We start from the raw sequence: 22,280 nt of genomic DNA, 5'->3' as shown, positions 1-22,280 counted from the left end.
GGCGCGACTTTATCACGACCCAGTCTTGAGCCAGATCAAGATACGCCCCGACTACTCGGTCATTCTGTAGGCCCTGTCACCTCGGTCTCCCCAGGAGCGTGTCCCATGAGCAGTACTTTTTTCATTCCCGCCGTGAACGTCATGGGCCTGGGTTGTCTCGACGAGGCCATGACGGCCATTCGTAACTATGGCTTTCGCAAGGCGCTGATCGTCACCGACACGGGGCTGGCCAAGGCCGGCGTTGCGAGCAAGGTGGCCGGGTTACTGGCGCTTCAGGATATCGACTCGGTGATTTTCGACGGTGCCAAGCCCAACCCAAGCATCGCCAATGTCGAGCTCGGGCTGGGGTTGCTGAAGGAGAGCCAGTGCGATTTCGTCGTGTCACTGGGCGGCGGTTCGCCCCATGATTGCGCCAAAGGGATTGCCCTGTGTGCCACCAACGGTGGGCATATCGGTGACTATGAGGGCGTTGATCGTTCTACCAAGCCACAGTTGCCGCTGATCGCCATCAATACGACGGCCGGCACCGCCAGCGAGATGACCCGCTTTTGCATCATCACTGACGAGAGCCGCCACGTGAAAATGGCGATTGTCGACCGCAACGTGACGCCGCTGATGTCGGTGAATGACCCGGCGCTGATGGTGGCGATGCCCAAGGGATTGACTGCCGCCACTGGCATGGATGCGTTGACCCATGCGATCGAGGCTTACGTGTCCACGGCCGCCAACCCCATCACCGATGCGTGCGCCCTGAAGGCCGTCACGCTGATCAGCAACAACTTGCGTCTTGCCGTGCGCGACGGCGGCGATCTGGCGGCGCGGGAGAACATGGCCTACGCCCAGTTCCTCGCGGGGATGGCTTTCAACAATGCTTCGCTGGGTTTCGTCCATGCAATGGCGCATCAGTTGGGCGGTTTCTACGACTTGCCTCATGGTGTATGCAACGCGGTGCTATTGCCTCATGTGCAGAGCTTCAACGCCTCGGTGTGCGCTGATCGCCTGACGGATGTGGCTCATGCGATGGGGGGCGATACGCGCGGGCTCAGCCCGGAAGAGGGGGCCCAGGCCGCCATTGCAGCGATCCGCAGCCTGGCCCGTGACGTGGACATTCCGGCCGGTTTGCGTGACTTGGGCGTGCGCCTCAATGACGTACCGGTGCTTGCCACCAATGCCTTGAAAGACGCGTGCGGCCTGACCAACCCAAGGGCGGCGGACCAGCGGCAGATCGAAGAGATTTTCCGCAGCGCGTACTAAGCGACTCGGGGCGGCATCAGCTTCACACAGAGCATCGCCGCCGCCCCCAGCAGCGTACATAACGCTGCCAGCGGCCAGGCCTGTTGACTCAACAGCAGGCTTGCCATGGCGCCGATCACCGCTGCCATCAGTTGATGCAGAAAACCGCTCAGCGCCATGGCATAGGCACCGGCCACCGGCGAGCCTTCGTTGGCCAGTGACAGGCTGACGGGGTAGTTCAACGATTGGCCGAACACCGCGAAGCAATAGGGCAGCCAGAAAACCAGCGCGATGCCGCCCAAGACCAGACTGCCCCCCAACATGGTCGCGCTGGCGGCCAATACCAGCATGACACCCCAGCCCATCATCCGTCGTTGGCCTGTACGCACCACCCAAGCGTTCACCGCCAGCGCACCGAGCAGATACGCTGCACTGATCGGCCAGCCCAGCAGACCGTACTCGATCGGCGACCAGTGAAAACTTTCCTGGAGAATCAGCGGCGCCGCCGTATTGAAGGCAACGATCACACCGTACCCCAACCCACCCACCAGCGCGGGAAGCAGAAAACTCCGGCATCCCACTAACTGCCTGTAGGTGCGCAACGCCGATTGCCCGTTGCTGGTTTCCGTCAGCGCCGCGAACCGGGCCCGGGAAACGACCGCTGCCATGACCAGGCTGGCGGCGCCCAGGCCATGGAAGATTGCTTCCCAGCCGAAAGCGGCCTGGATCAGCGAACCCAGATACTGGCCGATGCCGAGGGCGATCACGAAAGCGATCGACATCCATGAGAGCGCCTTGGCCAGTAGATCGCCGCTGAAATTGTCGCGTATCAGCACCCGCGCCATTACCGAAATACCACTGGCGCCGATCCCTTGGATCAACCGCAGGGCCAGGAACGCCTCGATCGTGGTGCCCAGCGGCAATGCCAGGTTGCCCAGGCCATACAACCCCAATGCCGCCAGCAAGACCGGTTTGCGTCCCAGGCGCTGACTCAGACTGCCCCACAGCAACATGGGCAGTGCCATGCCGATGAGGTACACCGACAGCCCCCAGGACACCCGGGACGGATCGGCGCCCAAGTCATGGGCGATGTCAGGCAGGGCCGGCAGATAAATGCTCATGCCCAACTGAGCCAGGAACACGGTCGTGCAAGTGACGGCCAGGGTTGTACGGTTCTTCATCAAGAGACTCGTTTCAAGGGCGGATATCGCGACCATGGACCAGCAGAAGATGGGTGATCCGTTCACAGAAAGTACGAATCACGTCCTGTTCCATATCGGCGCGCAAAGTAATGCGAATGGCGGCCTTGCCTTGCGGTACCACCGGAAAAAACACCGCTGAGGTGAAATACCCCAGCTCGGCCAATTCGACCGCCACGCGGTTGGCAAGGGGTGTTTCACCGCAAGGCACCAGGCGAATCGCCATGGGGCTGCCATGCTGTTCGGTACGAATGAGGGTGTCAAAGAAACGGATATTAGCCTGTAACCGCGCCTGCAAGGCGCTGAACTCCGGGCCGCTGTGCAGGCGTATCGAGGCCATGCCGGCACCAATGGCCGCGGCGTTCAGGCTTTGGGACCAATTGCTCGGGCCGCCATAGCGTTGCACCAGCGCTTTATGCCGCTCGCTGCCGAACATGACCAAGCCACCACTGGCCCCGAATGACTTGGCCAGCGAGGCGACGATCAGGGTGCGCTCGTCCACGGCGGGCAAACGCGAACGGACCAGGCCGCTGCCGCAGTCCCCGACAGCGGACAGGGCATGGGAGTCGTCCAGGTAGAGAAACAGGCCGTAGCGTTGCTTGAGATAGAACAGGCTGTCGAGGTCCGCCATGCCGCCCATGCTGTAGGCGCTGTCGGCGACATAGGCGACGTTGCGTTGCCGCTTGCACTAGTCTTCGATGAAATTCATATCGTTATGTGGGCAAGTGATGACCTGGGTTTCATCGGCGCAGGCGGCCTTGAGGTGATTCATTGAATAATGGGCGTGCTTGTCGAACACCATGACTGGCGGATGATCATCGGTGAACGTGCCGCTGGCCAGCAGCGGCAGGATCCCGGCGCTTGCCGCGCTGCACGACAGTGCGCTGAGACAACTGGCGCCGAACAGTTCCGACAATTGGGTTTCGTACTGGTCCAGGAGCGCCAGCTTGCAGCGGTTCCTTGAGTTGGCGACCCGCAGGGTCCCGGTTTCCCACAGCGCGGTCATGGCGCCGTCCAGCAGCGCGGGGTGGTAATCCAGCCCCAGGTAAGACGTGGTACAGAAGTGATGAAAAGTCCGGCCGTACTGGTCGACCAGCACGTTGGGCGTCTTGACCTCGACATTCAGCCCTGAGATTTTCCCAGCTTCGGCACTCTGCCAGTCCTGATCTGCGAGGGAAATGACCTTGCGGTAGTTGCTGAAGCGATGAGTCGGTTGCGCAGTCTGGTTCATGGTGCGATTACATTCCTTGGTTAACGTTGCTGTCCGTGGGGTGTTTCGTTGTTTGTATGTTTCCGGACTTTACAGATCGTCGTGCAGGGCTTTGAATCGGCCGTTTCTGGCATGTTTGAGTGTTACTGGAGACTTCCATGTAGGACTTTGCCTAAGGGTTTGGGCGGCGAATCCGGGCGCGCTGTCGGAGCACGGAAATACGGCGGTTTGCCCCAGGTTTTGCTGCGGTTTAGTTCATCCATATCTGCATAGGTGCTCGTTAATGCTCTCTGGCCTCAATCATTTGACCCTTGCCGTCACCGACCTCAATCGAAGCGTGGTTTTTTATGGCGAGCTACTGCAGCTTCGTCTTGAAGCCAAGTGGGGCGGTGGGGCTTACTTGTCGCTACCAGGGTTTTGGTTGTGCCTGTCCCTCGACCCGTTGCGCAAAACCGAGCCGGCGGCGGACTACACCCATTACGCATTCAGCACCAGTGCCGAGAATTTTCCGGCGCTGGTAGAACGGTTGGATACCGCGCGGGTGTTGTCGTGGCGGGACAATCGCAGCGAAGGCGACTCGTTCTACTTTCTCGACCCAGACGGACATAAACTCGAAGTACATGTTGGCGACCTGGCGTCGCGGCTCAAGGCCTGTCGACAGGCTCCTTACGCCGCCATGGTGTTTTTTACCGATCAGTGAGCACTTTCGCTCAGCGCCCCCTGATCGCATTAGGCTATCCTCATCGCTAGGCTTCGCCCACCGCTGCATTATCCGGATGGCCTTCAGCTTCATGGACACTCCAAACGCCACGCCGTTGGCCAGTTACCTCGACCTACTGCTGGACGCTGTATGTGCGGTCGATGCCCATGGGCGCTTCGTGTTTGTCAGTGCCGCTTGCGAACGCATCTTCGGTTACACCCCGCAGGAGCTGATCGGCCGGCAGATGATCGATCTGGTGCACCCCGCCGACCGTCAGCGGACCCTTGAGGCGGCTCGCGAGGTCATGGGCGGGGAGCCCAAGCTCAATTTCGAGAACCGCTACCTGCGCAAGGACGGTCGCGTGGTGCATATCCTTTGGTCGGCCCGTTGGTCGTCGGCGGACCAGTTGCGGATCGCCGTGGCGCGAGACATCACCGAGCGCAAGCTGGCCGAGTCCCGACAGGCGGCGTTGTATGCGATTTCCGAGGCCGCCCATGCCGCTGCGGACCTGCTGGCGTTGTTCACACGTATCCACCTGATCATTGGCGAATGGCTGCCGGCGCTGAATTTTTCGGTCGCGCTATATGACGAGCAGTGTGCGCAGTTGGACTTCGCTTATCACGTCGATGACCGGGAGCGGCAGCCTGAACTGCCAGGCACGGTCACCGGACGTTTGTGCGCCGAGGTGATTCGCAGTGGCCAGCCAATCCTGCTGACGCCTGGCTGCAGTCAACTGTCACCGGTTTTTTGCGACCTCATGGCGCAGCCAGACGCGCCTTGTTGGCTGGGCGTGCCGCTGAACTCACAGAGCGGCACGATCGGCGCACTGATTGTCAAGAGCGCTGCCGACAGCGAACGGTACACCGAGCAGGACAAGGAGCTGCTGCAATACGTCTGTGCACAGATCACCATCGCCATCGAGCGCCAGCGGCTACACGCCCGGTTACAGCACATGGCGCAATACGATCAACTGACCCAGGTGCCCAACCGAGAATTGCTGCGCGAGCGTTTCAAGGCTGCGCTGGCTGTCGCACGCGCCACGTCAGGGCGAATGGCCTTGCTGTATATCGATCTGGATCGCTTCAAGCAGGTCAACGACACCTACGGCCACGGTGTGGGCGACATGTTGTTGCAAACGGTGGCCAATCGTCTCAAGGGATGTATCCGCGACAGCGACACCGTCGCGCGCATTGGTGGAGACGAGTTCGTGGTTTTGCTCCATAGCATCCAGGCACTGGAAGATGCCTACCGGGTGCAGGAAAAAATCCGTCATGCACTGTCCCAGCCGTTACGCCTGGACGGGCATTACCTGAGCATCGAACCGAGCATCGGCGTGGCCTGTTTTCCCGACCATGGCGTCGAAGACGTCGCGCTGTTCCGTCACGCCGACGAGGCGATGTACGCCGTCAAGCGCCATAACCACCAGGCCTTTGGCATCTGACGACACGTCACCGTTCGTCGTGGCAGCGAACGGATTTTCAAACCTTTCAGTTCTCCAGCCTTTCGAATATCAGGCGGGCCTTGCTCGCCAACATCCGTGAATCTGGAGGATTGAATGATGCCTGGTCCGGGAAAATATCATCCTGCTAATAACGCCCATGATCGAACGAAGGTGTCTGAAGCGGGTCGCAAAAGTGGGAGAACCACCATCACGACCGCTGATAGGCACCCGCCGAAAGCCGAAATTGGCCGCAAGCCAGGCCAGACGTGTCGCTGAATCGTCAACGGTGGTTCTGATTCTGTGGCGTAGAACTCGCCAGAACTTTTATCAGAGGAGGGCGCGATCATGAGCCGCTTGGCCATCTTTTTTCGCACCGCCAGTCTTGTCGTGTTGATGGGCCTGGGTGCCCACAGTGCCTGGGCCCAATCGCCTGCCGAATTCATCAACGATGCCTCCGCCAAAGGCATGGCGGACATCGAGGCCAGTCGCATGGCCCATGGAAAAGCCGAATCCAGGGAGGTGAAGGATTACACGATCATGGTGATCAACGACCGCACCACCGCCAACCAGCACTTGGCAAAAATCGCCAAGAAGCTCGACCTGCCCGTCGCACCACGCGAAGAAGTGGCAGACAAGGCCAAAGCCCTGATACCCCAGGTACAGGAAGGCGATTCGTTCGAGGCCGCTTATGCCGCCAGCCAGGTCAAGGCCACCGAGGAAGCGATTGCGCAAATTCAACAGGAGGCCCAGACCACTGAGGTGCCGGAGATAAAGGCCTTCGCCGACGAGACCTTGCCTAAATTGCAGACCCATCTCGAGATGGCGAGGGCGCTACAGGCCAGCCGTTGATCCGTCGCACATTCATATTCCAGCCCGGGCGGTCGCGCCCCGGCTGATTTTTGCCCGCCGAAAAGGAGAACCTCGATGTCTACACGCCGAGAACCCAACCAATACGCGATGCAGAACCCGCTGACGCAATATCCCCATCCGCCATTTCCTGACCAGCCGCAATCGCCGCCGGGTATCGACCAGGACATGGTGCCCAGGCCTGATCATGGCGAAAAAACCTATCAAGGCTTTGGCCGCCTGGAGGGGCGCAAGGCTTTGATCACCGGAGCGGATTCAGGAATAGGCCGCGCGGCTGCCATTGCCTACGCCCGCGAAGGCGCCGATGTGGCGATCAACTATCTGCCCAGCGAAGAGCGCGATGCGCGAGAGGTCGTCGAACTGATCGAAGCCGAAGGCCGAAAGGCGATTGCCATTGCGGGTGATCTCAAGGACGAGGCTTTCTGTGTGCAACTGGTGGAAAAGGCCCACGAGCAACTCGGTGGCCTGGATATCCTGGTCAACGTTGCCGGTAAACAGGAAGCGCAAAAAGACATCGCCGATATCACCACCGCGCAGTTCGACGACACCTTGAAAACCAATATCTATGCGATGTTCTGGCTCTGCAAAAAGGCGCTGCCACTGATGCCGGCGGGGGCGACGATTATCAATACGGCCTCGATCCAGTCCTATGATCCGTCCGCGACGTTGTTGGATTATTCAACCACCAAAGCGGCAATCGTGGCGTTCACCAAGTCGCTGGCCTCGCAGGTGATCAGCAAGGGCATCCGCGTCAACGCAGTGGCACCGGGTCCGATCTGGACCGTCTTGCAACCCAGTGGCGGACAACCGCAAGAGAAAATTCCTACCTTCGGCTCCCAGGTACCCATGAAGCGACCAGGCCAGCCGGCCGAATGCGCACCGCTTTATGTGCTGTTGGCGTCACAGGAATCGAGTTACATCACAGGGGAAGTCTTTGGCGTGACGGGTGGCAATCCGTTGCCCTGACGTTAGCGGGGCTGCGCGAGTGACCTCATGTCCCTCGCGCATTCTTCGTCAGCACTGGTTCAAGTCGACCTTGTTCGGTTCTTCCAGACCGTCGAGGCCCTTGGCCTGGCCTTCGCCCATGGCCTGGTAATGCTTTCTCAGTGCCTCCAATTGCTTGAGGTCCAGCGACTCGAGTCCGAGCATTGCGTTTTGCGCCTCTTTGGTCGCACGCAATAATTCGTCGACCTTCAGGTGCAAGATATCTGTGTCGCGGTTCTGGGTGTTCTGGATCAGGAACACCATCAGGAAGGTAATGATGGTCGTCGACGTGTTGATGATCAGTTGCCAGGTGTCATTGAATTGGAAAAAAGGCCCGCTGATGGCCCACAGCACCAACAACACGATGGCCGCGAGAAATGTCTTTGGACTGCCGGCCCAGAGGGCCAGTTTTTGAGCGATTTTTGCGAAGGTCATTGCTGCGATCCTTTTTGAATACACCTGCCTGGTGTGACAGCAACGAAGCGGTGAAAATTCTAATTACATTTCCTCGCAGGCATCCGTCGACGTTCATCGTCCGGCACGATGACAGTCGCAACCATTGGCACTCTCGCAGGTCACTCCTGAAAGCCCTCAGCATCGGAGTACATCATGAATCTCACCCGCACGTTTTGCCTCGCCTGCTGCCTGTTTGCCCTGCACGGCTGCTTCGACAACTCGGATAACGAGACCAAGGACAACACCGACGGCACCAAGTCTTCGGTGCAGATGCAGGAGTCCAAATCAGAGAATAAATAGCTGCGTAGCCCTGGGGTGGCTATGTAAAGCACTGTGGAGGCGAGCTTGCTCGCGATGGCGTCGGGTCAGCAATATCAAGGTGCCTGACACACCGCTATCGCGAGCAAGCTCGCCCCCAAGTCATGACCGCTTCCTCACCGCCCTTGCTGCAACACCTTCAGCGCTGCTGAAGCGAGGAAGCCGGAGCGGCTCTTCTCTTCAGGATGGTGCAATACATATTCGTCAATGCGGTTGAGCAGGTAGCCAGGCAACGTGATGTTGAGTTTTTGCGCCTTGCCCAGGTACTTGGTCACGTCAATGTCCACCAGTGCCCAGGTGCAGCCAGCATATTGCGGATTGGCTGCGTGCAGGGTGACGGTGTTGGCCGGGGGGATCGGCGAGCCGTCTTCAGCCAGGATCTCGAAATGACCCTCGATCGCCTCACGCGCCATCGCCATGGCCTCGTCCAGGTCGTCGCCTGCGGAAAAACAACCGGGTATATCCGGCACCTCAACCCCCCAGGCGTGCGTGTCATCGCCCATGGAAATCGCAATCGGGTAAAGCATTTTAATCGTCCTCCAGGAACGTCGCGCAACGGGCCGGCTGAAGCAGCGCCTGTTGCAAAATACTGATGGCCGTTTTCTTGAGCAGGTCCTTCTTTGGATGAGGGACCGTGACCAGTCCCGGTTTGGTGGGGTGCTTGAAGTGATGGTGGCTGCCTCGAACCCGCACCAGATACCAACCGTCTGCAATGATCTGGCTTATCAAAAATCGGCTATTCACAACACCTCCGTGTGGTGTTCTTGGTGGGTACTATACCTACTGGAAATTAATGATCAACACTATAACCACCAAAGACGATCTCGGAAGGTTCGCGCAGTCACTGCAACGAAGTCTAGAAGTGGCTTCGCACAAGGGCGGTAGCGACGCGGGGTGGGTTTATTTCGGGATGTGAAGCCGAACGTAATGCTTGTGTGGCGAGGGAGCTTGCTCCCGCTGGGGTGCGAAGCAGCCCTCAGTGTTTTCGGCACGATTTGCCGAGCTCCCCTCTGTGAGTCCGATCAGCCTGTCCCAGGTCCTATGACTGCTGCACAAACGTCAGCCGTACCGCGAAGCCAATCAAGAGACTGCCGAACAACCACTGCTGCACGCGCTGGGCCGAAGGCGAACGCTGGATCCAGCGGCCGAGCGCTACGCCGACCAGCGCATAGGCACTATCGAACAGGAAACCCACGCTGACCAACACCACGCCCAGGATCGCGAACTGTTCCAGTACCGGCCCGCTTGTGGGGGCGATGAACTGCGGCAACAGCACCGAGCAGAACAGCAGCGCTTTGGGATTGAGCAAATTGGTCAGCAGGCCTCGACGAATTGCCTGGTATCCACTGTGTTTTCCTGTCTGGGCCTCCCTCTCTTCGAAGCTGGACCACAATGGAGTGCGCAAGCATTGGAAACCGATCCACATCAAATAGGCTGCCCCGGCCAGGCGTACCAAGTCAAAGGTCCACGGCGCAGTCTTGAACAACGCCGAGAGCCCCAACGCCGCCAGCGCAACATGGCATCCCCGAGCAATCCCCAGGCCTACCGCGGTTGCTAACGCCGCGCCCCGGCCCCGACGGGCGCCGGTTTGCAGCAACACAATCATGTCCGGTCCTGGCAGCAGGAACGCCACCGTCAACGCCATCAAGAACAACCAGAGCTCTGCCATGCCGCACCTGCTTTTTGCGATGAATGGGGAGGTGCCAGTCTAGAACCGATGGGCAGGGCAGGTGGTTGCGAAATCAGCTTCTAAAGCCTTCTGATTTGGCATAATCTGCCACAAACTCGACGGAATGAATCGGAAACTGCCAATCTATGAAATTAGACGCCTTCGATCGCAAAATCCTCACCGCGCTGCAAAGGGACGGTCGCCTGAGTAACGTGCAGCTGGCTGAAGAAATTGGCCTGTCCGCCTCCCCATGCCTGCGTCGGGTTCGGATGCTCGAAGAGGCCGGGGTGATTCGCGGATACCAAGCCATCCTTGATCGGGACGAAGTCGGCCTGGGGTTGACGATTTTTGTCGGGGTCAAGGTTGAGCGACACACCGACGAACGAGCCGAAGCATTTCGCCAGGCGGTCACGGCGTTGCCGGAAGTGATTTCGGCGTTTCTGGTGTCAGGCGAGTCGGATTTCCTGTTGCAAGTCGTGGTGCCGGACTTGCGGGCCTATGACCGCTTCGTCACCGGCCATCTGCTAAAACTGCCGGGCATAAGCGACATTCGCAGCAACTTTGCGATCAATACGGTGAAGACGCCGGGGGCGCTGCCGTTGGGGCATTTGCCGGGGGTTTGAAGGCTTCTCTTGAGCGGGTCGCATTCAAGCGGGAGTGGGCTCCTGCCGCAGGGGCCTATCGTCTAGCTTCCCTGGATAGGTTCCGTTGTTGGACTAGCGCAACGTCTCGCGATGGCCTTAAGCATGCGCCGACGGATATGGCCGCTGACGGGGCGAATGAGGTACCAGTACGACCTAAAACGGCGCAGCGCATCGGCGTCGAGGCAGTGTACCCGCGTTTGCGTGGTGACTCTCGTCAAGCCTGGCCGCAGCAACCGGCAGCTGAAACTGATGATCAGCTTCACCTGCCCCGGTTCGTTGAATATCCGGAACGCCTCGGCATCAGCGACAAGGACCTGGCCGTAGTCGGCTTTCCAAAGCTTCCCTGCGAGCGCGTAAGCGATCTCCGTGTCGCCATTGCGCTGGAGTAGGGTGAAGTTATCCATGCCGAAAGAAGCGGATCGATCAGCTCTGCGATGTCGAAGCTGACCCAACAGGCGCATCGGTAGCTCACGCAGCTTGATTGCATATCGAAAAAACCGGTCGTTTTCAGGGCGATGGGCGAGGATTGCCGCCATGGCATGGGAAGGATCTGCGGGTATGTCTAAATAATGCAATTCGCTGAAGTGATACCTAGGAAGGTGCGAATCGATAAGTTGCATTCAGGCGTTGCTCCGTGTTTTACGCAGTGTGACTTTCACTGGCTCAAAACCCTGATTTCAGGCTAAACATGACCGATGAATGCGGGATCGAATGATGGGTGATTGGGCGTCAATACTGAACAGTCCATCCAGCCCGAGCGTGCTTATCCTAGGCCGTGGCCTTGCAAGCTGATCTGACCACAGCCGGTGCCGTGGAAAAGCTCTTCAGTGATGCCGTGGCGACAGTTGGGCGGCCGGATATTGCGAACAGCACGATGAGCAGGATGCCAAGCTCCCTCACCACGGCATTCATTTTTCTCATTACTATGTCCGAGGTTGGCTCTACCAAAAACAAGCGTTAACAAGATGATTTGACCGAAAAGCAGTTGATCCTCTGTTGTACGCAACTCGCTGAGTTTGCCTACAAATTCATGGGGCGCCGCCCGCTATCTACAACTGGGCAGATAGGAAATAGTGCTCCGCAGATGGACTATTCGATTGGCATTGCGATCGACGTCCGACAGATTTCGCCGGCTGCGCAGAAAGCGACGCTTAGGGCGATGGTTTAAACCCTGGAAGGATGATCAATGCTTCAGAACGACCGCGATAATTTAGAGCTCGATAAGCTATTGATCGAAACTCGAAAGTTGTTGGCTGAGACTCGCAAGCTTACAGCCGAAGAAACGAAGCTGAAGCATGAAGCTTTCTGGTACCCATACGCAGTAGGGGCTGGGGTAGTGACCGCCATTGTCGCCTTTACGAGTGTTTGGGTTAAAATCTGAGTGCTGGATCGCAACAATGCGTCAATATCACATGGCTCAGGATTGCTAGAAACGTTTCAATGACTCAGCAGGGCCCCGCGACCTCGGAGGAGAAAAGAGATGTCCACACATCGAAGTCATCAGGCAAGCATTGAGCAATTACATCGAGAAGTAGAGGCTTTAGCAGAAGAGATGAGGCGCCCGGCCCCGACCACATTCCGCGTTACGTGGTTGCCGTTCAGCATCGGTGCAGCGTTCGCTCTGACCGTGTTCGTCGTCGTCGCTTTTGTCGCTAAGCATGTTTGAGCAGCGGCGAGAACGTGCCGATCATCAGCGTCCGGAAGATCCAGCTGCGCGACAAATCGATTCGTAATCAGTGAGGGCATCCGGGATGGCCCGATCCATGAGCGCTGAAGAGCGGTTTACTTGATCGACCGTGAGATCTGGTCGCTTCACCAATAGATTGCGCTTCCATTCATCGTGGATCTGCGCTGACCAGCGCGCGCGATACGCACCGGTCACTGCAAGACGCATCAAAAAATCACGCAAGGGTGCAGGGTAGAGAACATTCGCGTCATAAACTGCCGTGTAAGGTGAACGCCTGATTCGTACACCATCCCCAGCACCTGCGCCTAAGTGGCTAGCTCATCCTGAATCGCGTGACTGTCCTGTTCACGTCGGTTTTTGTATTCCATCAAGTCAGCAAACTTGAGCAGATCAGCCCCTTCCAGGGGGGGCAGCTCTGCATGAATCGGAACAACTTTAACGGTGTTGCCCAACGCAAGCTCGCTCAGAGCTTCACCGAGTAGGCGAATTGCATACGTGGGTAGTTCTACGACTTGCCGTTGTGGAAATGGCTTTGAGGTAACACATGTTTGGAGGCGTTTTTTGAGCGATTGGCTTTGTCGACTCCCTACGTAGCTACGGCTTGATTCCCACACTATGCCTGCACAGGCACCAAACGGAGGGTAGTGGTCATCGAAGGTCGGTAGGCCGGGCATCGGAACCGGCGTCCCCGGAGGGAGCCCTGCGCATGGCCACCATAAAGCGCCGGCCTAGAGATGGCCGTGCAAGGTGACACGATGCGTCGATGCGGAGGGGCTACCAAACCCGATCGCTGTTTTTCCAGCGACCGAAAAACGATAGAACCCACTCCAAAAACGCACAAGCCGGCGGATTCTTACGTACCTTGAGTCAAGTCTCGGATATAAAAAAACCGGCCATCAAGGCCGGTTTTTCTTTTCCTGCATCCCCCGTCGATACCAACGTGGGAAAAATTCGATTGGAGCGGGTGAAGGGAATCGAACCCTCGTTATCAGCTTGGGAAGCTGGAGTAATGCCATTATACGACACCCGCTCAGAGCGGCTGACTTTGTACCAGATGTGGGCGCGGATTTGAAGTTTTTCTTCACTTCGCGTGCTGCCAGTCGTCTACGCGAGACTCAAACCAGAGCGGTCATTGGCGGGCAAGCCCCGTTGCTGGAGGGGCAGCAGGGGGCTTGCTCGCCAGGACTCGTTTCAGATGGCCAGTGCATGGTAATCCTGCACGTAGCTATAGCGCGGTCGGCTTTCGTGGTGTTCCGGTGTGAGGAAACCCAGCAAGGCGTTGCGGCTGTCCCGGCACGCGGCCTTGTGCTCCATGTCCAGGAAGTGCCCGGTGGCTTGTAGCGTGTTGAAGGTGCTGTGCTGCACGTGGTTGGCGAAGAGCCTGGCGTCCGTGGCCGAGGTGTATTCGTCCCACTCGCCGTTCAGGAACAGCACCGGGACGTTGATTTTTTTTGCCGCGTTGATGTAGCACTGCTGGTCGCTGTGGAGCACGTCGCTGATGTGGAAGTGCATCTGCCCGTATTCATGCTCGGCCAGGCTGCTGACGTGGCGATAGTTGAAGCGCTTGAACAGCGGCGGCAAATGCTTGCCGATGGTGCTGTTGACCAAGTGCCCGACCCGGTCGCCGTCCAGGCTACCCAGGTAATCCACGCCGCGTTCCAGGTAGTCGCGCATCGGTGCATTGAGCACCGGTGAAAACGAGCTGATCACGGCTTTCTCGATGCGTCGCGGGCGTTGCGCCAAGGCGCTCAGCGTGGCGGCGCCGCCCCAGGAGAACGACAGCACATGCTCGGCGGCAAAATGGTCGATCAGCTCCAGGAGAATCTGCCCTTCGATCTCCTTCGTCAGCATTGTCTCGTGCAGGTTGTGGGCCTTGGACTTGCCCGCGTAGGGCTGGTCGTACAACACAACGTTGAATTGCGGATAAAGGTTTTTTGCAGTCTGTGCAAACGACGCAGTGGTGGCCATCGAGCCGTTGACCAGGATGATGGTCTTTTGTGCGGCGTCTGCGCGATAGAACTCCGTGTAAACCCGATACTGACCCTGTATATCCAGCACAGCGATTTCTGGCCTCATGTCATAAGACTCCTAGGCAAGCGGGTATGCGCGCAATGAGATTGCACGGGCAATGTGACAGGTAGGCATTCGCCTGGAAGATAAGGCCCATGTCGATCCATAAAACGGTCGACGGGTATTGTTATGGCGGGCAGTCTGCCGGAGGGACAAGGCAGAACCTGAGGGTTCCGGCCGGCAAAAAGTTTCTTGGAAGTATGTTGTGACTCATCGGTCACATTTCGGCCGACGGTCTGATTCAAGCAGGGGGGCGGCCGTTGCGCAAGTGCCGCGCAGCAAATTGTTTGACACTTCTGCCCAGCGGTCGCCGGACTCAGACGAGACGGACTTCCTCAGGGCTCAACGCGCGGTACTGGCCCGGCTCCAGAAGAGCGTCCAGCAGCAGTGGCCCCATGCGTTCACGGTGCAGGCGCAACACCTTGTTATTGAAGTGGCCGAACATGCGTTTGACCTGGTGATAGCGCCCCTCGACGATGCTCAGTCGCGCCGATCTCGGTCCCAGCAGCTCCAGTTGCGCCGGTAAGGTGGTGAGATTTTCAAAGGCAAAATACAGGCCTCGGGCAAAGACCTCAGCGTACTCGTCGGTGATGGCCTGCTCGGTTTCGACGTAATAGACCTTTGGCAGTTTGGTCTGCGGTTGGGTCAGGCGCCGCGACCAGGCGCCGTCGTTGGTAATCAGCATCAGGCCGGTGGTGTTGTAATCCAGGCGCCCGGCGATGTGCAGGTCTTCCTTGTCCGGTTCCTCCAGACAGTCGAGGACGGTGCGGTGTTGCGGATCGCGCGTGGCGCTGACGCAGCCGGATGGTTTGTGCAGCATGAAGTAGCGCGTCGGGCGGCCCGCCTGCAGCAGTTGATCGTCGACTTCGACGCGACTGAATTCACGCACTTGCGCATGCGGATCGTTGACAGTCTGGCCGTCGATCCGCACCCGACGTTCCACCAATAGCAGCCGGACCTGTTGACGGTTGAAACACGGCAGATTGCTGAGGAAACGGTCAACGCGCATGGGCAGTACAGGCATGAAGGCAGAGGGCGCGCATCTTACTCGATCGGCCGGGGCCTGGCTTGCAGGTGGGCTTGGACCTGGGCGCAGCGCGGACACAGGCAGGATTGATCGCGCAGTTCGGCCGGCAATGCTTCAAGCACCGCCGGGTCGATACTCACGCTAAAACACCAGCAGGGCCGGTCGGCCGTTTTCGGATTGGCCAGCGTGCAGTCGTTGGCGCCGCCGCAGGCTGGGCAAAGGTCGGGTTTATTCATAACTGGAGTGAGGCAGTTCCACGCAGGTTCGATTGCATCCGGTCTGTCGGGCGCGTTGCAGCGCATGATCAGCCCGCGACAGCAGGCTGTGCAAGGTGTCCTCGTCCTGCAAGGTGGTAAGGCCGATGCTGACAGTGACAAGCAATTGCTTCCCGCTGCAGAAGTAACGCTGTTTTTCGATGTGCTGACGAATTTTCTCTGCGATTTTCAGACCGGTCTGTCCATCGGTGTCCTTGAGCAGGACGACAAATATCTCGTAACCCCAGCGACACACAATGTCCGAGTGCCGCAGGCTTTCAGCCAGGTTGCGCGCGAATCCGGTCAATAGTTGGTCGCTGACGATATGGCCATGAGCGGCGTCCAGTCGCTTGAAATCGTCCAGTTCCAGCAATAGCGCGGTCAAGGGCTTGGGGTCGCGCTGGGCTTCGTGCAGGGCCTGGACGGCCAGCAGGTCGAAGCCACGACGGTTGGGCAGTTCCGTCAGGCTGTCGAGGGTCGCCTGGGCATCGATACGGTGTTGAAAATTGTTGATCAGGCGATAGAGCAGTGCGAGCGCAGTCAGCGCCACGAGCAGGCCGATCAGCAGGTTCAGGTACAGCGCCTTGAGAAGGTGCTCGCGTACCGAGGCAGGTGCTGCGTAATAACCCAGCAATGAAATGACCAGGAAACCCGCACCGAGCAGCGCCACTGTGATCAGGAGCGGCTTGCGCTGGGCGTACAACGGCGAACGGAGCGACATGGCGATTCCCTTGGCGCAGACCCAATGAAATCAGTCTAGTGGCCTTGTAGGAAAAAACACTCGGATTTGCAGGTTTGTAGGAACGTGACGAGGAGCAAATGCCCTCGCCACGGGGGCGAGATTATTTCAGGCTGTGGAGATAGGCCCGCCATCCTCCCAAGTGGCTGATGTCCCTTGCCCCTTCCAGGCCATACGGCTCACAAATGAAGCCGCTTTCCCAGCGACCATCGGCCAACTGCACTTTGCCCAGTCCCAACGGTGCGGGGATACCGGTCAGGAACGAGCCCAATTCACTGCTTGGCAGCTCCCAGACTTCGACTTCGATCGCCACGCCGCCCTCATTCACCCGAACCATTCCAGGGCGCAAGGGTGGGCCGCCGGCCAGGGCGTAGAGGTGATAGTGCGGCGAGCTTTGGGTGGCCTCGATCAAACGGCCACCGCGTTGCTTGAGCTGCCAGTTCAGCGCCAGCCCGTCCAAATGTGCGCCGCACACCACCAGCCGCGCCCGGTCGTGACGCGCCGCACTGGCCGGTATTGGCAGCGTAGGGTCCTGCTGGCGCTGCAACGCATCGGCCACGCTCAGCAGGTATTGATCGGTAAACGCTCGACCGAACAGCGTCACGCCCCAGGGCAAGCCGTTGGCCATGAACGCGCTCGGGACAGCAACGGCGGCGTAGTCCAGCAGGTTCATGAAGTTGGTGTAGTAACCCAGTTCCGAATTGCGCAGCACCGGCTCGGCGGCCAGTTCAGCGAGCGTCACCGGGCGGCCGATGGTTGGAGTTACCACGCAATCGAGCGTTTCCATGAGCCGATCGCAGCGCGCTTTCAGGGCCTGTAGACGGTATTGGGCGCGGAAAGTCTGGACGCCATTCACCGTAGGAGCCTTCGCCAGTACGGCGCGAATGACCGGCAATACGGCCTCGGGCTCACGCTCCATCAACTCACCGGCAACGCTGTAGCGCTCGGCCACCCACGGTCCTTCGTACAGCAGGCGCGCGGCCTCGAGGAAGGGCGACAGGTCGAGTTCCACCGCTTCGCCACCCAACCGTTCGAGTCGCTCGACGGCTTCCAGAAACAGGCGCGGCCCTTCTTCGCAGCCGAAAAACGCCAAGTCCTGTTGGCGTGGCACACCGAAGCGAAAGCGTCGCGGTGCGCCGAATGCCGGGCCATCGTTCCACTGCGGATTGTTGCGGCTGTATTCATCGCGTGGATCGAGACGGGCCGTCATTGCCAGCAAATGGCTGGCTTCCCTTGCCGTTGCGGTGAAAGTCGTGACGCAGTCCAGCGTGCGACAGGCCGGGACCACGCCAGCCGTGGAGATCAATCCTTTGGTGGCTTTCAGTCCGACCAAATTGTTCAGCGCCGCGGGCACCCGGCCGGAGCCGGCGGTGTCCGTGCCCAAGGCAAAACTTGCTACTCCCAAGGCCACCGCCAGAGGCGAGCCGGCGCTGGAACCGCCCGCCGGATAGTCGGGCAGCACGCTGTTGTGGCAAGCCCCATAGGGCGAACGAGTGCCATTGAGCCCGGTGGCGAACTGGTCAAGGTTGGTCTTGCCCAGGGGAATCGCGCCCAAGGCCAGCAATTGCTCGACGATGGTGGCCGAGCGTTGCGGCACATAGGCATACGCCGGGCAGGCAGCGGTGGTAGGAATGCCAGCCAAGTCGATGTTGTCCTTGATCGCAAAGGGCACGCCGTACAAGGGCAGGCTTTCCAGGTCCTGGTCTTCCAAGGCGGCCAGGTAGGGCTCCAGTTCCTCAAGCGTCAGCAAATGAATGAACAGATGATAATCGGGGTTCAGTGCCGCGGCTTTTTCCCGCAGGCTCAACAGCAGCTTACGAGGCGTCAGGTCGCCGCGGCGATAGGTGTTGCGCAGGTCGTCCAGGCGAAGAGAGAGGTTCATGGCATTGATCCTTTGGTTGAGTTCAGTCACGTTCCAGCACCACCACACGCTGTCCGGCGCGTACCGCCGAACCAGGCTGGACGCGGACCTCGCGCACCACGCCGGCCACCGGCGCGAGTACCGGGATTTCCATCTTCATTGACTCCAGAATCACCAGCACATCACCGGCGGCGACCCGCGCGCCCATCTCCACTTGGACCTGCCAGAGGTTGCCGGCGATGTGGCTGTCGATGCTTAATTGATTTTCGGCCAACTGCGTGTCTTCACTGGCCACGGGCGTGGCTTCTTCACTGTCGAAATGGGCTTGGCCGCTGGCAATCCAGCGTTCGCGCTCGGCGTCGAAGGCGCCTTGTTGTTGGCGTCGGAACGCGGCGATGCTGTCCGCTTCGCGGGCGAGAAAGCCTTGGTAATCGGCGAGGTTGAGCTGGCTGTGCTCGATCTTCAGGTCGAAGCGCCCCAGCGGGAAATCCCGGCGGATGCGCAACAGTTCATCGGCACTGACCGGGTAGAAGCGGATCTGGTCAAAAAACCGCAGCAGCCAAGGTTTGCCATCGAATGCGGCGACGTCCCGATAGCGATTCCACATCTGCAACGTGCGCCCGACGAACTGATAGCCACCCGGGCCCTCCATGCCGTATACGCACATATAGGCGCCGCCAATGCCCACCGAGTTTTCCGCGGTCCAGGTCCGCGCCGGGTTGTATTTGGTGGTGACCAGCCGGTGCCGTGGGTCCAATGGCGTGGCGACCGGCGCACCGAGGTAGACGTCCCCCAGGCCCATCACCAGATAGCTGGCATCGAACACTGTGCGCTGCACTTCATCGAGGTTGGGCAGGTCGTTGATGCGCCGGATGAATTCCAGATTGCTCGGGCACCAAGGCGCGTCCTTGCGCACGGTGGTCATGTATTTTTCGATGGCGAGCTGGCAGGCCGGGTCATCCCAGGACAAGGGCAGGTGCACGATGCGCGACGGCACTTGCAGGTCCTGCGCGGCACACACCGCGTCCCATTCACCCGCGACGATGCTCAGAAGATCGGCCAGGGGCATCTGTTCGGGTTGGTAGTGCACTTGCAGCGATCGAATGCCCGGCGTCAGGTCGATCACACCGCGCAGTTGCTTGTGTTCCAAGGCCTGCATCAAGGCGTGGGCGCGAAAGCGCAGCACCAGGTCCAGTTCGGGCGCGCCGATTTCCAGCAGCAGATGGGTATCGCCGGACAATCTCGCCACCAACCGAGTGTCGCCGTGGCCGATGTCCAACACCACAGGCGACCCCCATTTCTGTGTACACCCAAAACCTGTGGCGAGCGAGCTTGCTCGCGCTGGGTCGCGAAGCGGCCCCATCTCTTTATCGGTAGGGTTATTGTCGGGCGAGTGCTGCGTACTCGAGCGGGAGCAAGTTCCCTCGCCACAAGGGAAGTGTGTCGCCAATGACCGAGCGGTTGATATGTCCACCGGCACAAACTGTACTTTGTCGCCGGCCTTGAGTTGGCCCAGTTGCCAAAGGTCCGCCTCGATCACCGTCACCGGGCAGACGAACCCACCCAGGCTCGGGCCGTCGGGGCCGAGGATGACGGGCATGTCGCCGGTGAAATCCACGGCTCCGATGGCGTACGGGTTGTCATGGATGTTGGACGGGTGCAGCCCGGCCTCGCCACCGTCGGCGCGCACCCATTCGGGTTTCGGCCCGATCAGCCGGACGCCGGTGCGACTGGAATTGAAATGCACCTCCCATGCCGTGTCGAAGAACGTCTGGATGTAGTCTTCGGTAAAATATTCCGGTGCGCCGTGAGGACCGTAGATCACGCGGATCTGGCGCAAGGGCGGCAGTTCGAGGGCCGGCGCGCTCATGGCCGGCGCCACGGTGTGCGCTTCCAGCGCTGCCAGGTGCAGCACGTCTGCGGTGCGTAGCGCCCGACCACCGTGACCGCCGAACTGGCCGAGGGTGAAGGTACTTTTACTGCCAAGATAATCGGGTACTTGCAAGCCGCCTTGCAGGCATAAGTAGCTGCGTGCTCCTGCTCCCGAAATCGTGCCGATGGCCAGCGTAGCGCCGGCGCCAATCGACAGCGGCGTGTTCATCGGCACCGTTTCGCCATCGAGGGTCAGCGCAATCTGCGCACCGGTCACGGCCACTCGTGCCGTGCAATTGAAGCGCAGCAGCGGCCCGCTCATGGTGATTTCCAACGCGGGCGCACCTTCTTCATTACCCAGCAGGCGATTGCCCAGGCGCAGCGAGCGGCTGTCCATCGGCCCCGACGGCGGCACACCCACGGCCCAATAGCCGAGGCGGCCGGGGTAGTCCTGGACGCTGGTCTGGGTGCCGGGGCTGAGTACTTCCAAGGTATTGGCGCGATAGACCAGCGTCTCGAGGCAGCGGGTCCAAGGCTGGCCGTCCGCGAAAGGCGTATCGAGGAGAATCTGTTGCAGGTATTGGCGATTGGTTTCGACGCCGTACAGCAGGCTTTCGCCCAGTGCCTGGTGCAAGCCCAGGCGCGCCTGTTCGCGGGTGGGTGCCCAGCGAATGACCTTGGCGATCATCGGATCGAAGTAGGGCGGGATCTGGCAACCGGCTTCGACCCAAGTGTCGATGCGCAAGTGCTTGCCGTCGGCCTGGGGAAATTTCACGGCGGTCAACAGGCCAGGGCAGGGCTGGAAATCCCGGCCGGGATCCTCGGCGTACAGGCGTGCCTGAATTGCATGGCCCTCGGCTTTCAATCCCTGGCTCAACTCCCTCAGTGGCGGCAGGTCACCGGCCGCCAGTTGCACCATCCAGCGCACCAGGTCCACGCCCCACACCTGCTCGGTGACGCCGTGCTCCACTTGCAGGCGGGTGTTCACTTCCAGGAAATAGAAGCGCCCCGCATCGCTGTCGAACACGAACTCCACGGTGCCGGCGCTGCGGTAGTCCACAGCCTTGGCCAGTTGGATCGCTGCGGCGCAGAGCGCGTCGGCCATGCCTTCGGGCAGATTGGGCGCCGGGGTTTCTTCAAGGACTTTCTGGTTGCGCCGCTGTACCGAGCAGTCGCGCACACCCAGGGCGATGATCTCGCCCGCGCCATCGCCAAAGACTTGCACTTCCAGGTGCCGGGCGCGTTCGATGTATTTCTCGATGAACACGCCGGCGTCGCTGAAGTTGTTCTGGCCAAGGCGCTTGACGGCTTCGAAGGATTCGCTCAGCTCGGCCGCGCTGCGGCATACGCGCATGCCGATCCCGCCGCCGCCCGCGGTGCTTTTGAGCATCACCGGATAGCCGACCCGCGCTCCTGCCTCCAACGCGGCGTCGAGGCTGTCCAGCAAGTCGGTGCCTTCGAGCAGTGGCACGCCATATTGGCGAGCCAGGTCGCGGGCAGTGTGCTTGAGGCCGAAGACGCGCAATTGCTCCGGCGTCGGGCCGATGAAGGCGATACCGGCGGCCTCGCAGGCTTCAGCGAAAGCGGCGTTTTCCGAGAGAAAACCGTAGCCGGGATGGATCGCCGTTGCGCCGCTGCTTCTGGCGATTGCCAGGAGCTTGTCCACTGCCAGGTAAGTGCCGGCCGCTGCGCCTTCGCCCAGGCAGTGGGCTTCATCGGCTTGCAGGATATGCAAGCTCGCCTCGTCGGCCTGGGAATACACCGCCACGCCTTGAACCTTCAGTTCGCGCAGGGTGCGCAGGATGCGGCAGGCAATGGCGCCACGGTTGGCGATCAGGATTTTTTCGAACATGGCGTTACCCCTCAGGCACGAATATCTGCCTGACCTGGGATGCGGGCCGTCCCGCAGTTTTCGATGGCCGCCGGGGTCGTCCCCGGTGGCGAAACTTCCAAACACCTCATCCCTTGTGGGAGCGCGCTTGCTCGCGATAGCGGTGGGTCAGTTGGCGGCGATGTTGGATGCGCCGACGTCTTCGCGGGCAAGCTCGC

Annotated in this window: 19 protein-coding genes, 1 tRNA gene and 4 pseudogenes; 9 read left to right on the top strand and 15 right to left on the bottom strand. The window is 59.8% G+C overall.

The window, feature by feature from the left end:
- The first annotated feature begins 105 nt into the window (after window positions 1-105).
- A complete protein-coding gene (gene yiaY / locus AD663_RS20280) occupies window positions 106-1,254 on the top strand; it encodes an L-threonine dehydrogenase (protein WP_053214436.1) in 1,149 nt (382 codons plus the stop codon).
- Here the strand turns inward: yiaY and AD663_RS20275 are convergent.
- Both AD663_RS20275 and AD663_RS20270 read right to left on the bottom strand, forming a co-directional pair.
- The gene (locus tag AD663_RS20275; protein ID WP_053214435.1) at window positions 1,251-2,414 is read right to left on the bottom strand and encodes an MFS transporter; all 1,164 of its coding nucleotides are present in this window, start codon (window positions 2,412-2,414) and stop codon (window positions 1,251-1,253) included. The genes yiaY and AD663_RS20275 overlap by 4 nt on opposite strands.
- 13 nt (window positions 2,415-2,427) lie before the next feature.
- A pseudogene (locus AD663_RS20270) lies at window positions 2,428-3,663 on the bottom strand (aminotransferase class I/II-fold pyridoxal phosphate-dependent enzyme).
- A gap of 262 nt (window positions 3,664-3,925) precedes the next feature.
- Here AD663_RS20270 and AD663_RS20265 point away from each other — a divergent pair.
- The 4 genes from AD663_RS20265 to AD663_RS20250 all read left to right on the top strand — a co-directional run bounded on the left by AD663_RS20265 (window position 3,926) and on the right by AD663_RS20250 (window position 7,616).
- On the top strand, window positions 3,926-4,342 hold the full coding sequence (locus AD663_RS20265) for a VOC family protein (protein ID WP_053214434.1): 417 nt from the start codon (window positions 3,926-3,928) through the stop codon (window positions 4,340-4,342).
- Window positions 4,343-4,433: 91 nt separating this feature from the next.
- Complete coding sequence (locus AD663_RS20260; RefSeq protein WP_003184418.1) at window positions 4,434-5,783, top strand: GGDEF domain-containing protein; 1,350 nt, start codon at window positions 4,434-4,436, stop codon at window positions 5,781-5,783.
- A gap of 345 nt (window positions 5,784-6,128) precedes the next feature.
- On the top strand, window positions 6,129-6,632 hold the full coding sequence (locus tag AD663_RS20255) for a DUF4142 domain-containing protein (RefSeq protein ID WP_003184415.1): 504 nt from the start codon (window positions 6,129-6,131) through the stop codon (window positions 6,630-6,632).
- A 75-nt stretch (window positions 6,633-6,707) separates the two neighbouring features.
- Window positions 6,708-7,616 carry an SDR family oxidoreductase gene (locus AD663_RS20250; RefSeq protein WP_003184412.1) on the top strand — a complete coding sequence of 303 codons (909 nt, stop codon included), beginning with the start codon at window positions 6,708-6,710 and terminating at the stop codon, window positions 7,614-7,616.
- Between the two features lie 48 nt (window positions 7,617-7,664).
- On the opposite strand, the gene AD663_RS20245 is transcribed toward AD663_RS20250, so the two are convergent.
- On the bottom strand, window positions 7,665-8,069 hold the full coding sequence (locus tag AD663_RS20245; protein ID WP_053214433.1) for a low affinity iron permease family protein: 405 nt from the start codon (window positions 8,067-8,069) through the stop codon (window positions 7,665-7,667).
- Between the two features lie 174 nt (window positions 8,070-8,243).
- Here AD663_RS20245 and AD663_RS29115 point away from each other — a divergent pair, with 174 nt between their 5' ends.
- The gene (locus AD663_RS29115) at window positions 8,244-8,390 is read left to right on the top strand and encodes a hypothetical protein (RefSeq protein ID WP_003184407.1); all 147 of its coding nucleotides are present in this window, start codon (window positions 8,244-8,246) and stop codon (window positions 8,388-8,390) included.
- Window positions 8,391-8,524: 134 nt separating this feature from the next.
- On the opposite strand, the gene AD663_RS20240 is transcribed toward AD663_RS29115, so the two are convergent.
- The 3 genes from AD663_RS20240 to AD663_RS20230 all read right to left on the bottom strand — a co-directional run bounded on the left by AD663_RS20240 (window position 8,525) and on the right by AD663_RS20230 (window position 10,077).
- Entirely contained in the window at window positions 8,525-8,935 is a 411-nt protein-coding gene (locus tag AD663_RS20240; RefSeq protein ID WP_003184405.1) for a type II toxin-antitoxin system HicB family antitoxin, read from the bottom strand.
- A 1-nt stretch (window position 8,936) separates the two neighbouring features.
- Window positions 8,937-9,152: a type II toxin-antitoxin system HicA family toxin gene (locus AD663_RS20235; protein WP_053214432.1), complete on the bottom strand. Its 216-nt coding sequence runs from the start codon at window positions 9,150-9,152 to the stop codon at window positions 8,937-8,939.
- Between the two features lie 295 nt (window positions 9,153-9,447).
- Entirely contained in the window at window positions 9,448-10,077 is a 630-nt protein-coding gene (locus AD663_RS20230) for a LysE family translocator (protein ID WP_003184400.1), read from the bottom strand.
- Between the two features lie 146 nt (window positions 10,078-10,223).
- On the opposite strand from AD663_RS20230, the gene AD663_RS20225 reads away from it, so the two are divergent.
- On the top strand, window positions 10,224-10,700 hold the full coding sequence (locus tag AD663_RS20225) for an Lrp/AsnC family transcriptional regulator (RefSeq protein WP_003184399.1): 477 nt from the start codon (window positions 10,224-10,226) through the stop codon (window positions 10,698-10,700).
- A gap of 62 nt (window positions 10,701-10,762) precedes the next feature.
- On the opposite strand, the gene AD663_RS20220 is transcribed toward AD663_RS20225, so the two are convergent.
- Window positions 10,763-11,341, bottom strand: a complete 579-nt coding sequence (locus AD663_RS20220) for a hypothetical protein (RefSeq protein ID WP_003184397.1) — start codon at window positions 11,339-11,341, stop codon at window positions 10,763-10,765.
- A gap of 152 nt (window positions 11,342-11,493) precedes the next feature.
- Between AD663_RS20220 and AD663_RS29420 the strand changes: the two are divergent.
- A pseudogene (locus AD663_RS29420) lies at window positions 11,494-11,607 on the top strand (short-chain dehydrogenase); the annotation flags it as partial.
- Window positions 11,608-11,907: 300 nt separating this feature from the next.
- Complete coding sequence (locus tag AD663_RS20215; RefSeq protein WP_025212339.1) at window positions 11,908-12,102, top strand: hypothetical protein; 195 nt, start codon at window positions 11,908-11,910, stop codon at window positions 12,100-12,102.
- A 248-nt stretch (window positions 12,103-12,350) separates the two neighbouring features.
- Here AD663_RS20215 and AD663_RS29415 read toward each other — a convergent pair.
- From AD663_RS29415 to uca, 8 genes and pseudogenes are all read right to left on the bottom strand, one after another.
- Window positions 12,351-12,687: pseudogene (locus tag AD663_RS29415) on the bottom strand (PIN domain-containing protein); the annotation flags it as partial.
- A 677-nt stretch (window positions 12,688-13,364) separates the two neighbouring features.
- Window positions 13,365-13,438 (bottom strand) — tRNA-Gly (locus AD663_RS20205).
- A 161-nt stretch (window positions 13,439-13,599) separates the two neighbouring features.
- A complete protein-coding gene (locus AD663_RS20200) occupies window positions 13,600-14,484 on the bottom strand; it encodes an alpha/beta fold hydrolase (RefSeq protein WP_053214431.1) in 885 nt (294 codons plus the stop codon).
- Between the two features lie 310 nt (window positions 14,485-14,794).
- Window positions 14,795-15,487, bottom strand: coding sequence for a pseudouridine synthase (locus AD663_RS20195; protein ID WP_053214512.1), 693 nt, complete (start codon window positions 15,485-15,487; stop codon window positions 14,795-14,797).
- A gap of 35 nt (window positions 15,488-15,522) precedes the next feature.
- Window positions 15,523-15,741 carry a cysteine-rich CWC family protein gene (locus AD663_RS20190; RefSeq protein ID WP_003184387.1) on the bottom strand — a complete coding sequence of 73 codons (219 nt, stop codon included), beginning with the start codon at window positions 15,739-15,741 and terminating at the stop codon, window positions 15,523-15,525.
- A pseudogene (locus AD663_RS20185) lies at window positions 15,734-16,345 on the bottom strand (GGDEF domain-containing protein); the annotation flags it as partial. The pseudogene AD663_RS20185 and the gene AD663_RS20190, both read right to left, overlap by 8 nt.
- 256 nt (window positions 16,346-16,601) lie before the next feature.
- The gene (gene atzF, locus AD663_RS20180) at window positions 16,602-18,380 is read right to left on the bottom strand and encodes an allophanate hydrolase (RefSeq protein WP_053214430.1); all 1,779 of its coding nucleotides are present in this window, start codon (window positions 18,378-18,380) and stop codon (window positions 16,602-16,604) included.
- Between the two features lie 22 nt (window positions 18,381-18,402).
- On the bottom strand, window positions 18,403-22,083 hold the full coding sequence (gene uca, locus AD663_RS20175) for an urea carboxylase (protein ID WP_053214429.1): 3,681 nt from the start codon (window positions 22,081-22,083) through the stop codon (window positions 18,403-18,405).
- Window positions 22,084-22,280 lie beyond the last annotated feature (197 nt).

This window comes from Pseudomonas sp. Q12-87 (assembly GCF_001269755.1).
Taxonomy (GTDB): domain Bacteria; phylum Pseudomonadota; class Gammaproteobacteria; order Pseudomonadales; family Pseudomonadaceae; genus Aquipseudomonas; species Aquipseudomonas fluorescens_S.
The sequence above is the reverse complement of the archived record's forward strand: the minus strand, read 5'-3'. Positions and strand labels throughout refer to the sequence as shown.

What these genes read in the sequence shown, in the direction of transcription:
- AD663_RS20195 (WP_053214512.1), bottom strand. Translation starts at nt 15,487, where the DNA reads ATGCGCGTTGACCGTTTCCTCAGCAATCTGCCGTGTTTCAACCGTCAA.
- AD663_RS20275 (WP_053214435.1), bottom strand. Translation starts at nt 2,414, where the DNA reads ATGAAGAACCGTACAACCCTGGCCGTCACTTGCACGACCGTGTTCCTG.
- AD663_RS29115 (WP_003184407.1), top strand. Translation starts at nt 8,244, where the DNA reads ATGAATCTCACCCGCACGTTTTGCCTCGCCTGCTGCCTGTTTGCCCTG.
- AD663_RS20200 (WP_053214431.1), bottom strand. Translation starts at nt 14,484, where the DNA reads ATGAGGCCAGAAATCGCTGTGCTGGATATACAGGGTCAGTATCGGGTT.
- AD663_RS20230 (WP_003184400.1), bottom strand. Translation starts at nt 10,077, where the DNA reads ATGGCAGAGCTCTGGTTGTTCTTGATGGCGTTGACGGTGGCGTTCCTG.
- AD663_RS20250 (WP_003184412.1), top strand. Translation starts at nt 6,708, where the DNA reads ATGTCTACACGCCGAGAACCCAACCAATACGCGATGCAGAACCCGCTG.
- yiaY (WP_053214436.1), top strand. Translation starts at nt 106, where the DNA reads ATGAGCAGTACTTTTTTCATTCCCGCCGTGAACGTCATGGGCCTGGGT.
- AD663_RS20255 (WP_003184415.1), top strand. Translation starts at nt 6,129, where the DNA reads ATGAGCCGCTTGGCCATCTTTTTTCGCACCGCCAGTCTTGTCGTGTTG.
- atzF (WP_053214430.1), bottom strand. Translation starts at nt 18,380, where the DNA reads ATGAACCTCTCTCTTCGCCTGGACGACCTGCGCAACACCTATCGCCGC.
- AD663_RS20240 (WP_003184405.1), bottom strand. Translation starts at nt 8,935, where the DNA reads ATGCTTTACCCGATTGCGATTTCCATGGGCGATGACACGCACGCCTGG.
- AD663_RS20190 (WP_003184387.1), bottom strand. Translation starts at nt 15,741, where the DNA reads ATGAATAAACCCGACCTTTGCCCAGCCTGCGGCGGCGCCAACGACTGC.
- uca (WP_053214429.1), bottom strand. Translation starts at nt 22,083, where the DNA reads ATGTTCGAAAAAATCCTGATCGCCAACCGTGGCGCCATTGCCTGCCGC.
- AD663_RS20260 (WP_003184418.1), top strand. Translation starts at nt 4,434, where the DNA reads ATGGACACTCCAAACGCCACGCCGTTGGCCAGTTACCTCGACCTACTG.
- AD663_RS20265 (WP_053214434.1), top strand. Translation starts at nt 3,926, where the DNA reads ATGCTCTCTGGCCTCAATCATTTGACCCTTGCCGTCACCGACCTCAAT.
- AD663_RS20245 (WP_053214433.1), bottom strand. Translation starts at nt 8,069, where the DNA reads ATGACCTTCGCAAAAATCGCTCAAAAACTGGCCCTCTGGGCCGGCAGT.
- AD663_RS20225 (WP_003184399.1), top strand. Translation starts at nt 10,224, where the DNA reads ATGAAATTAGACGCCTTCGATCGCAAAATCCTCACCGCGCTGCAAAGG.
- AD663_RS20215 (WP_025212339.1), top strand. Translation starts at nt 11,908, where the DNA reads ATGCTTCAGAACGACCGCGATAATTTAGAGCTCGATAAGCTATTGATC.
- AD663_RS20220 (WP_003184397.1), bottom strand. Translation starts at nt 11,341, where the DNA reads ATGCAACTTATCGATTCGCACCTTCCTAGGTATCACTTCAGCGAATTG.